Raw genomic sequence first — 11,304 nt, 5'->3', positions numbered from 1 at the left:
GGCTGTAGCCTCTCCCGCGTTGCGGGATCGGCTTGGCTGCGGCGTGGCTGGCGCATTGCTCGTCCGGCGCGGCGGACACGCGCCGCGCTCTCCCATGAGGAACAATTAGAATGCCCGCATGATCCACGAGGTCTTCCCTGTCGGCCCGTTGCAGTGCAACTGTTCCGTCATCGGTGACGAGCGGACGCGCGAGGCCATGGTCGTGGATCCGGGCGACGACATCGAGCGTGTGCTGGCGCTCCTCGCGCAGCACCAGCTCACGGTGAAGCAGATCGTGATCACGCACGGGCACATCGACCACATCGGTGGCGCGATGAAGCTGAAGGCGGCGACCGGCGCTCCCATCCTGATGAACGAAGACGACCTGGAGCAGATCGCGTTGCTCGAGATCCAGGCGGCATGGATCGGAGTGCCGCCGCCCGGGCCGGTGACGGTCGATTCCCTGTTGAAAGACGCGGACAGCGTGGCGGCAGGCGGGCTGCGCGCCACGGTGATCCACACCCCCGGACACACCGAAGGCAGCTCGTGCCTTTATTTTCCGGCGGAGAAGAAGCTGATCGCCGGCGACACTCTGTTCGCGGGCTCCATCGGGCGCACCGATCTGCCGGGTGGCTCGTTCGCCAAGATCATCGACTCGCTGCATAGCCGCTTGCTCGCGCTTCCGGATGAGACGGTGGTGATCCCCGGACACGGAGCCACGACCACCATCGGCGAAGAGCGCGCAACGAATCCGTTCCTGCAACACAAATAGGAAGAGGCGGGCGCGCATGGCCCGCCTCGCCAGAGATTCGTAAAAACCTGAGGTCCATGGACTACAGCGTGTTGTAGAGCTTGAGGATCTTCGGCGAGACGTACTCTTCACCCGGAGGCTTGAACTTCGGACTTCCCTTGGCGATGCGCAGCGCGGCTTGCGCGTCATTGAGCAGCTTCCGGTCCGACGCTCCGCCCAGGTAATAGCGCGTCAGCTTGCTCACGCCGGAGAAGAAGTATCCCAGCGCCTTCTTTGAGCCGTTCACGTTCTGGTAGTCCTTGATGTGCGTCTCGGCCTCGGTGTAGTTGCCCTTGTAATATTCTCCGACGGCGCGGGCCAGCATGATGTCCGCTTCGGGCGTGGCCTGCACCTGCTGCTGCTCGGGCTCGGGCTTGGCCTGCTCCTCGAGCTGGATCTGGTCGAGCGCGGTGCGCGCGATCGCGTTGTTCGGGTCTTCCGCCAGCACCGCCACATATTTGCTCTTGGCGACCGAGTTGTTGCCGCTGGCGCGCGCGCCCTTTGCCTCGCGCAACAGTTTCGCCGTGTCGACCTTCGGCCGGGCCGGCTCCTTGATGGCCGCTTGGCGAGAGATCGTCGGGGTAGTGGGCGTGGTCACGGGCGGATTGCCGCGTGGAACGTTCACGGCCTGCGTGGGCGAAGGTGCGATCGCCGGCTGATTGGCGGCGGCCTGTTCGCGAGCGGCCTTGCCGCGCGGATCGCCGGGGCCGTCCCCTTTCAAGCGAGCCGCATCCTCATAGGAACTCTGCGCGCCGCGATGATTGCCGCTCGCGGCTAGGCGATCGCCTTCCGCCATGGCAGACTCGTACTGGTTGATGCGGCTGATGTAAGTCTGCGCTTCGCCCGCCTTGCTTCCCTTCACTTGTGAGAGGACGGATTTCGCGGCGCCAAAATCGCCGCGATTGAAGGCTTGCAGACCATCGTTGTAGGTCTGGGTATCGTCGGGCGGGCGGTTCAGCTCGGCGCGTCTTCCCGGGATGAGCTGGGTGAGATAGCGTTGCGCGTCGGAATAATGCGAGCCGAAGCGGATGTTCTTGAAGCGCTGCTCGGCGTCGTCGAGTGAGTCCTTGGTGCCCTGGTTGTAGAAGGCAACGCCCTGATTGAAGCGATCGTCGTTGCGGCGCGCTTCCGCAGACGCCTCCTGGCGGGCGGCGTCGCAATCCGGTTGCTTCGACGCATCCATCTTGGCGAGTTCGCAGAGCGCGGCGGCGGCTTCATCCAGCTTGCGCGCCTGCGCCGCCTGCTGTGCCTGGCGTTGCAGATCTTCCTTGCGGCCGGCGAACGCGGCGGGCGCCAGCAACGTGAGCGAGAGCAGCAGAGCAAATGACCTATTGCGCATTGATCACCTTCTCTACGTCGATCTGCTGGAAGACGATGTTGCAGCAGGTTCCCGGCGTCTCATCGGTGACTTTGACCAGTTCGCTCTGCTCGGAGCCATCCGGACCAGCGAGCGTGACCTTGTAATCGCCGGGAGCGAGAGTTACGCGGAGTGGCGTCTGCGTCTCCGCCGGCAGGGTGACGGTGCGTTTGCCGTCTACCGTGGTGATGCTCTTCACTTTGCCCCAAGGCGTCACGTTGATCTCGATGTAGGCCGTGGCCTTGGGCTCGCCAAAGAACCTGGTGTATCCCACATAGCCGCCAACGCCGAGCACAAGCACGGCGACCAGGATGACGATCAGCAGCAGCGGCGACTTCTTCTCCGGAACGGGGGCGGGAGCGGGCACCGCTGCCGGCACGCTGGTGCGGCGCGGCGGGGCCTGCACCGGCGGCGGCGTAGCGACTGGAGCGGAGGTCGCGGCACGGGCGCGGGCGGGCGCGGCGGCTACTGCCGGCGCCGGCGTAGGTTTTGTGGGTACGGGCGGCGGTGGCGGTGGCACACCATAACGGGTGGGCTCCGGCGAGGGTCGCGGCACGTTGTCGTAAGAACCGGCGACGATGGTCTGGCCGCCCTGGCCACCTTGGTTACCCTGCTCCATCGAACCGGCAATAATGGTGTGATCGAGCTGCGTCTGCTTCTGCTGACGCGAAGCGCCGGCGGTGGCGTCGTTCTTGAGCGATTCGTACTGCTTCTGCAGGCTCTGACCGACCTCGATGACGAACGGCGCGGCAGCCTCTAGACGTTCCAACGCCTGCGGATACTGACGGGCAAGCAACAGGCGGCGCGCGTCAGCAACAGCCGATTCGACGGTGGACTTGGCCAGCGCACTGCGCTTGCTCTCGATCTCCGCGATGGCAGCCTTGATCTCCGGCGTCTCGCCGTAGGTCTTGGCGCAAGCGTAGGCGATGTTCAACGCCGACGCGACGTCTCCCTTGGCCAGCGCCTGGCTCGCTTTGTCGATGGCGGAGCCGATCGCCATGCTCTGGTCCTGCTGGCCGCGAGCTTGCTCGAGGACGTTGCAGAACGCGCTCGAGCGCGCGTAGCCCTGGGGCTGCGACTCGAGGAAGGCGACCGCATCGTTGACCCGGCCATCTCTGATCAGGCCTTGCGCCTTGGTGATGGCGGCTTCGGTCTTGCGCCCGAACTCGTGCACGCCGCGTCGCGCCTCAGTGAGCACGGCGCGAAGCTCTTCGTCAGGCGTCTCTTTGAGCGTGCTCTCCAGCAGCACGACAGCGCGCTCAAAATCCTCTTCACTCATCAGGCGCTGGGCTTCATCGGCGATGAACTCGATCTTGCGGCGGCGGTCGGTCTGGCTGGCCTCGTCGCGCGCGAACTGCAGCAGGTCGTAGATCTCCGCCGAATCGTCGAGCTCGCGGCTGGCCGCCTCCAGTATCTGCACGGCGACGGCGTAATCCTTGTGCCGCATCGCCTCTTTCGCCTTCTGGACATACTGGACCTTGATCTGCTCGTTGCGTTCGCGATCGGCGCTATCGCGCACGATGGCGAGCAGCGACTGCAGGCGCGATTCGCCCGGGACCTTCTGCGCCGCCTTCTCGAGCAGCGCCAGCGCATCGGCGGCTTTGCCGGCATCGAGCAGCTTGCGGGCGAGGGCCATCTGTTCATCGATGAACTTACGGCGGTCGGCGGCCTCGCGCTGCTTGTCGGCCAGGGCCTTGAGCTTGAGCAGCTGCGGTTCGTTGGCGTGCTTCTGCAGCGCCGCATCGGCCTGCGCGCTGGCGCCGGCGAAATCGTCTTTCGCCAGCGCCTCTTCGATCTCGGTGGTGATGCGCTCGAGGTCGCGGCGGCGCAGCTCTTGCTCGCGGCCGGAAGAAGCCAGGTTCATGAGCGCGTGGACTTCGGGACTCGAAGGATCGATCTGCTCGGCGCGCTTCAGTACCTCGAAAGCGTCGGTGAACTTGCGTCCTGAGATGTGCTTGCGGGCTTCGTCTACGAAGCTCTTGACCTTCTGATCTTTGGAGCGCGACTGCAGTTCCCGGCTGACGGAGGCGTAGAGCGCCTTGGCTTGCGCGTTGTCAGGATCGAGCTTGAGCGCGGCTTCCACGTGCTGCAGCGCTTCCTCGAGGTGTCCACTCAGCTGTCCGGACTCGGCGCGGCGCAGCTCGTCGGCAGTCTTATCGCGCCGGAGTTTGGCTTCGCGCGCGAGGTCGCGCAGGTTCAACAGCTCCGGATTCGTCTTGTCGAGCGTGATGGCCTGGTCGATGTAGGAGATAGCATCTTCGTAAAGCCTCTGCCCGAGCGCGTCTTCAGCGTGGGAGCGCAGCTGGCGGATCTGCTCGCCGCGCTGCTGCTTCTGCAAGCGCTGCTGCACCTCGTGCATGAGCTCCTTGGCGAGAGAGTGCTGGGTATCGACCTTGAGCACCTGTTGCAGCAATTCCTTCGCCCGGCTCAATTCCTGCTTTTCGATCGAAGTCCTCGCCCGCGCCACATAGTCAGAGACCATGCTCTTCTTGAGCTGCTCCTGAACGCGCGAGAGGTCGAAGGCGAAATCTTCTGCGGTGGCGTACCGCTCTTCCCGGTCCTTGGCGAGAGCCTTGAGCAGGATCTCTTCCAGCTCGGGCGGGAATTCGGAGATGAAATTCTTGAGTGGTGGCGGCGGCTCATGGATGATCTTGAGCAGGGTGGCGGCGGTGTCTCGACCATCGAAAGGCAGGGTGTAGGTGAGCAGCTCGTAGAGCATCACGCCGGTGGAAAAAATGTCGGTGCGGCCATCGACCACCTGTGCGTTGATCTGCTCCGGTGACATGTAGGTGATGGTCCCCACGACCTGGCCCGTCTTGGTGAGCGAGGCGTCGCCGATGCGGGCGATGCCGAAGTCCACGATCTTCACCGCCGCGCCCTCCTTGAGGATCATGAGGTTAGCGGGCTTGATATCGCGATGGACGATGCCGCGCTGGTGCGCGTAATTCAATCCACCGCAACATTGGATGATGTAGTCGAGCTTCTGCACCAGGCTGATCTCGCGGCGCGTGGCGATGACCTTGTCGAGCGGCTCGCCCTCGAGGAATTCCATCACCAGGTAAGGATTGCCATCTTGATCGCCCAGGTCGTAGACAATGACGATGTTGGAGTGCTGCAACATCCCGGTGGACTGGGCTTCGCGATAGAAGCGCTTCAGCAGGTCGGGATTATCGGCGAAGCCGCCGGTCATCATCTTGATGGCGACGAGGCGTCCGATGCGGTTGTCCATCGCCTTGTAGACGACGCCCATACCGCCCTTGCCGAGAACATCGACAACGTCGTACTTCCCGATCTTGGTCAGCGTGTTCGCCGCCATTACTGAGTCACCTTGAGTAATTGACCGCCGACCAGGACCATTGCTCCCACCGGCACGGGAGATTTCTCGCGCACCTTGATGAAGGTGCCGTTGCGGCTGCCGCTATCCTCGAGAAAGAAATCTTCGCCGCGCTGGTAGACCTTGGCATGCGAACGGCTCATGAAGCCGTCTTCGGGAAAGGTGTATGTCCCTTTGGTGCGTCCCCAGGTCACTTCCTGTTCGCTCAGCGGGAAGCGCGCGACTTCGTCGCTGGTGCCATCGGCCTTGAGCGCGATGAACTCGGCCACCGGTTCCTTGAGCAACTTGGCGAGGTCGGTGACGGTGCTGCCCAGCGCCGCCGCGGCGGCCATGGCGTTCGGCTTCTCTTTGAAGCGGAAGGCGCGCCGCCCCATCATCAGGACATCGCCGTCGTGCAGGGTGTAGGTCGAGATCAGGCGCACATAGACGCCGCGACCCTCGGGCGCGAGGTCTTCGACGGTGAGCTGCCCGCGGTCCACACTGAACTGCGCATGGCGCGAGCAGAGTTGCGGATCGCTCGCGAACTTGAGATCGCCCTGGTCCTTGCCGACGACCAGCTTGCCATCCTTGAGTTCATGCTCGGAGCCGACCGAGCCATCTTTCTTGATGTGCTGCAGCTTGAACCTGGGCAGCACCATCGACGCTTTTGGCGAAGCGACCATGGTATGCGCCGCCACCGCGTGCGCAGACTTCCCTTCCGTCCAGATGACCTCGAACAGGTCGCGGTCGCCTTCCTTGCCTTTGAGCGCGAAGCGGCCGAGGTGGGAGAGCTTGAACCTACCGAGCTGCGAGACTTTCTGGTTCAGCGTGTCGGAGATGACGATCTGCTCGGGAAGCGCGACGCTCTCCACGCGGGAAGCGACGTTGACCACGTCGCCGAAGACGTCATTGGACCTGACGATCCCGGAACCGTGGTTCAGTCCGATGCGGATAAAGACATGGTCCTGCTCCGGCTTGGGGGCGTTGAAATCGATGAGCTGCTGCTGCATCTCGATGGAGGCCTGCACGCTCTCGGCGGGATCCTCGAAGGTGGCCATGATGGCGTCGCCGATGGTCTTGACGACGCGGCCACCGTGCCGCTCCACGATGTGCTGCAGTGCGTCGTTGCACTGGTGGACCATCATCAGGCCGGCGACGTCGCCGTATTTCTCGAAATACGCGGTGGAGCCCTTGATGTCGGTGAACATCACGGTGATCGTGCGACGGAATTTTTCCAGCTCCGCCTGCAGCTCCGCGTTGCCGCGTGAGCTCTGGATGATCTGCGTGAAGCTGTCTTGAGACATTTCGGTCCCTACGCGCCCCGTTCCGAAGGCCCGTGCCAGTTGCTATCTGATAATCACCAGGCTGCCCCGGCTGACCCCGCGCATCGCTGTGCGTGCTCGCCGCTGCCTGGGGGACCGAGGGCAGCGAAGGGCACAGCTTTATTGCGTGAAGCCGCTGGGTTGGATAAGTAAAGTACCACGACTTCCACCACTTAAAAAACGGGAATCCAGCGGTTTCCGTGTGGAAAGTGACCCACCGGGAGCGCGAAGCCCGATGTCCGTTGCATTTTCCGCAGGTTACTCAGCAGTACACCTTAGGGAAGGTTTCGCGCTGCGCTAGCGGAAGCGCCGGGCCAGGAAAGTCGCAAGCCGCGTGGCGCCTTCGCGAAAGAGCGCGGCCGGCGTGATCAGGCTCAGTACCAAGTATCCCTCGGCGCGGAAATCATAGAAGTGTCCGGGATGGGTGACGACTCCCTGCTCTTCCAGCAGCGCGATGGCGAGGTCCTCGTCGCTGCCCGTGTGCGGGGTGCGCAGCACGGCGTACCATCCGGCTTCGGATTCGAGGCGCTCGACCGAGGGCACGGCGGCGAGCGCGGCGTTGAGTGCTTTGGAGTTTGTCTGCACGCGCTCGCGCAACTGTTTCTGAAAGCCGCTGCGGCTGGCGAGCAAGGCGGGGAGGGCGAGCTGCATCGGCGTGTTCATCGAGAGATAGGTATCCGCGATGACCTCGAGGCGCGCCAGCGCCTGTGCCGCTTGCGCCGCGGGTCCGCTGACCGCCATCCAAGCGACTTTCATCTGCGGCAGTCCGGCGATCTTCGATAACCCGCTGAGCGTGAAGGTCAACGCGGCAGCGTTGTTGGCGAGCGAGGGACGTGGCTTGGCGGCGTACGGGAAATCGTTATGTGGGAAATCGTTATGTGGGAAATCCAGGAAGACCTCGTCGGCGACCAGTGCCAAGCCGCTCGCCGAGCACAGGCGGTTCATGGCTTCGAGCTCCGCGGGTTGCAGATACGACCCGGTCGGATTGTTGGGGTTCACGACCAAGACGGCTCGCGTTCGCTCGGTGACGGCTTGCTCGAGCGCGTGCAGGTCGACCTGCCAGCCGTGGTCGTAGAAAAGGGGGTACCGCACCGGCGCCACATCCTGGATCGACGCGAGATACTCGAAGAGCGGATAGCTCGGCGCCGGCACCAGCACCTCGTCACGCGGATCGCAGAGCAGGCGAAACGCCCAGGTGTAGGCCTCGCTGGTACTCGTGGTAAGCAGCAGGCGCTCTGGCGGAACGCTGTCGCCGCGCGCGGCGTAATACGCGCTCACCGCCTCGCGCGCGGAGCGCATGCCTTGGGCTTCGGGCGCGTAGTCGAGGGCCGCCGAAGTGTGGAGGGCGTCCAGCAAGGCAGGCGGATATTCAAAGCCGGAGCGCGTGGGATTCGATTCCGTGAGATCGAGCAGTTCCCCGTTCTGCCGCCGGCGCGCTTCGAGCGCTTGCGTAAAGCGGTTTGGCTCGCTCTGCCAAGCGGTGCGTCGCGCGAACATGCGCGTAATCCTACCAGCCGGATGCGTCGCATTCTGTCGCTTTGCGCTCGCGGCACGCTTGGCCTCGGTGCGGCGGCGGCCTTCGAGCCTTACGAAGGCCTCAACCTCGAGACGCATCCTAGCGCGACTAGTCGAGACAGGGTTCGGTGGCGCAACGGCGCTGGAAACTAGGCGGTGTGCTCGTGCACTCTTGCTGTCGCCACGGGACGCTTCTTGGGTGGGAAACTCGGTAGCGCCTCCACGATGCCGATGACCGCATCGGGATTGACCTCGTTCCGCTTTTCGAGGTGCTGTCCGCAGAGATGGCGCACCAACGCCTGCTGTGGTTGGCTGAGCACCTCTTGTGGCAGTAGCTTGAAATTGCGGAACATCCAAATCAGCCGTAACCGCTCGGGCAATGAGAGCTCGACGAAGCGCGGACCGTGGTCGGTCGAGACTTGTAGAACACCGTGACGGATTTTCTCCATCAACATGGAGTCGCGCCTCTTGTGGAGATTCGCAGAGCTGTGTGGAAAACCGAGCAACAACTTACCTCCGCACCATACCCGATGCAATAGAAATTGTCGTAGGTTTACATCTTTGTTACGGGTTACGCCCGTTCCGGGGCGAAGGTAACCACTCCTACCCCCTCCCCCGGCGGGGTATCAGCAGCGGCGTATTAGCAACAACGTACCCGCCGCAGCTCCGCCGCACGGCGTTCCGCCAGGAAGGCGGCATAGGTAGCCCGCGAGGCCGTGGTATCCATACGAGCCAGGTACCGAGCGTAGGCGTTCTCATCGAATATCTCGCGCAACGTCATCCAGAGCGTGGCAAAGAACACGTCAAGCGTCGCTTTAAGTCTGGCGATCATGCTTCCTCGCTGGCGAATCTGGTAGGGACGAACGGCGCTTCGCGCACTGCCGCCGCTTTTTTGCCGGTCAGGATACGTACCCACTCCCGCGCCGATTCCAGCACCATGAGTGCGACCAGGATGAGCAGACCGGCGGTGATGGCGGCGTTTATACGGGCGTTGACCATCTGCTTCAGCGCCGCGCTGGCCGCGGCACCCGACAACAGGGGCAGCTGTGCGGCGTATTGGTTCGCCTCTGCCAGGAACCCGATGCGCGGGTTGGCAGCGAAGATCTTGTACCAGGCCGCGGTGAACGTTGCCGCCACCAGCCAGGTAAGCGGGAGGAGCGTGACCCATGCGTACCGCGCCCGCCCCATCTTGATGATGATGGTGGTGGCCACGCAGAGGGCGACCGCCGAAAGCAATTGGTTTGCGATCCCGAAAAGCGGCCACAGGGCGTTGATGCCGCCACGCGGATCTTGCACGCTTTGCCACAAGCCATACCCCCACGCGCCGACGATCAGCGCGCTGGTCAGCACGATGCTGGGATACCAGCTGGTCCGGCCGAGCGGCTCCCAAAGGTGGCCGAGGGCGTCCTGGAGCATGAAGCGGGCAACGCGCGTGCCGGCATCGAGCACGGTCAGGATAAACAGCGCTTCAAACATGATGGCGAAGTGGTACCAGATGCCCATGAACGCGTCACCCCCGACCGAGTGCGCGAAGATGGTTGCCATCCCCAGCGCGAATGCGGGCGCGCCGCCGGTGCGGTTGTAGAGCGTCTTCTCGCCGACCTTATCGGCCAGCGTCTGCATGTCGGCAGGCGTGACCGGGTATCCCCAGCTGCTTATCGTCTGCGTGGCTGCCGCCGGGGCCGCGCCTACCACTGCCGCCGGACTGTTCACCGCAAAGTATGCGCCCGGCTGCAGCGTGCACGCCGCGATCACGGCCATGATGGCGACGAATGATTCGGCCGCCATCGCGCCGTAGCCCACCATGCGCGTCTCCGGCTCGCGGGCGATAAGCTTGGGCGTGGTCCCGCTCGAGATCAGCGAGTGGAAGCCGCTGATGGCGCCGCACGCGAGGGTGATGAACGCGAACGGAAAGATCGTGCCCGCGAAGACCGGGCCGGAGCCGTCGATGAACTGGGTTAGCGCCGGCATGTGCAAGGTTGGACGGATCGCCAAGATCCCCAGCGCGAGCACCACTATGGTGCCCAGCTTCACGAAGGTGCTCAGATAATCGCGGGGCGCGAGCAGCAACCACACGGGAACGACCGACGCAGCAAACCCATAAACAATGACCAGGACTGAAAGGGTGGTCCCCGAGAGCGTGAACCAGCCGGCGACGCTGCTGTGTGCGACCCACTGTCCGCCAAAGATTGCCGCCATCACCAGCACAAAGCCCAGGGCAGAGGTCTCCAGCACCTTGCCCGGCCGAAGGTATCGCAGGTAAACGCCCATCAGTAAAGCGATCGGCATGGTCATCGCGATGGTGAACGTGCCCCAGGGACTGTTCTTGAGCGCGTTCACGACGATAAAGGCAGCGGTAGACAGCAGGATGACGATGATGCTGATGACCGCGGTGAATGCCACCACGCCGCCAACCTTGCCGACCTCTTCCTTCGCCATCTGGCAAAGTGACTTGCCATCCCGCCGCACCGAGAAGAGCAAGATCACAAAATCCTGCACGCACCCGCCGAACACGGCGCCCACCAGGATCCAAAGCGTCCCGGGCAGATAGCCGAATTGCGCCGCCAGCACCGGCCCGACCAGTGGCCCCGGACCCGCGATAGCCGCAAAGTGGTGTCCGAAGACCACCCACTTGTTCGTAGGGACGAAGTCGCGCCCGTTCTCGAGCCGCTCCGCCGGCGTGGCTCGCAAAGGATCGAGCGCCAGCACCTTGGCCGCGATGAAAGCGCTGTAGAAGCGGTAGCCCAGGGCGTAGGAGCAGAGCGCCGCCACGATGAGCCACAGGGCGTTGATCGGCTCTCCACGGCGGAATGCGATGGTGCCGATGGCGAGCGTGCACAGGCCCGCTACGGCCGTCCACAGCACGAGCTTGCCTGCCTTGGTCCACATAGGTTTCAGGGTTTCTCGCCGCGTCACATTCTCGCATTCCGGGGCGGATTGGCAAATCGGTTGGTCATCCGGAGCACCTCGCCGGAGCACCTCGAAGATCATCGGCGAATAAAGGAAAGAGAACGGCCGGCCCGAAGGC

8 protein-coding genes are annotated in these 11,304 nt (G+C 63.7%); 1 reads left to right on the top strand and 7 read right to left on the bottom strand.

The genetic code is table 11. The features are described 5' to 3' along the window. Positions 1-118: 118 nt before the first annotated feature. Positions 119-751 carry an MBL fold metallo-hydrolase gene (locus tag M3P27_12230; protein MDP9269076.1) on the top strand — a complete coding sequence of 211 codons (633 nt, stop codon included), beginning with the start codon at positions 119-121 and terminating at the stop codon, positions 749-751. Between the two features lie 61 nt (positions 752-812). Here M3P27_12230 and M3P27_12225 read toward each other — a convergent pair whose 3' ends face one another. From M3P27_12225 to M3P27_12195, 7 genes are all read right to left on the bottom strand, one after another. After that, complete coding sequence (locus M3P27_12225; protein ID MDP9269075.1) at positions 813-2,108, bottom strand: hypothetical protein; 1,296 nt, start codon at positions 2,106-2,108, stop codon at positions 813-815. Next, complete coding sequence (locus M3P27_12220; protein ID MDP9269074.1) at positions 2,098-5,442, bottom strand: protein kinase; 3,345 nt, start codon at positions 5,440-5,442, stop codon at positions 2,098-2,100. The genes M3P27_12225 and M3P27_12220 overlap by 11 nt, the downstream gene beginning before the upstream one ends. After that, complete coding sequence (locus M3P27_12215) at positions 5,442-6,743, bottom strand: FHA domain-containing protein (GenBank protein MDP9269073.1); 1,302 nt, start codon at positions 6,741-6,743, stop codon at positions 5,442-5,444. Before M3P27_12215 ends, M3P27_12220 begins: the two co-directional genes overlap by 1 nt. Before the next feature lie 315 nt (positions 6,744-7,058). Further along, positions 7,059-8,258 carry a pyridoxal phosphate-dependent aminotransferase gene (locus M3P27_12210; protein MDP9269072.1) on the bottom strand — a complete coding sequence of 400 codons (1,200 nt, stop codon included), beginning with the start codon at positions 8,256-8,258 and terminating at the stop codon, positions 7,059-7,061. A 167-nt stretch (positions 8,259-8,425) separates the two neighbouring features. Continuing rightward, positions 8,426-8,731 (bottom strand): hypothetical protein, encoded by a 306-nt coding sequence (locus M3P27_12205; GenBank protein ID MDP9269071.1) that lies wholly within the window; start codon positions 8,729-8,731, stop codon positions 8,426-8,428. A 185-nt stretch (positions 8,732-8,916) separates the two neighbouring features. After that, positions 8,917-9,108 (bottom strand): hypothetical protein, encoded by a 192-nt coding sequence (locus tag M3P27_12200; GenBank protein MDP9269070.1) that lies wholly within the window; start codon positions 9,106-9,108, stop codon positions 8,917-8,919. Beyond that, complete coding sequence (locus M3P27_12195; protein MDP9269069.1) at positions 9,105-11,165, bottom strand: carbon starvation protein A; 2,061 nt, start codon at positions 11,163-11,165, stop codon at positions 9,105-9,107. Before M3P27_12195 ends, M3P27_12200 begins: the two co-directional genes overlap by 4 nt. Positions 11,166-11,304 lie beyond the last annotated feature (139 nt).

Source organism: Acidobacteriota bacterium, from assembly GCA_030774055.1.
GTDB lineage: Bacteria > Acidobacteriota > Terriglobia > Terriglobales > Acidobacteriaceae > JACPNR01.
The sequence above is the reverse complement of the archived record's forward strand: the minus strand, read 5'-3'. Positions and strand labels throughout refer to the sequence as shown.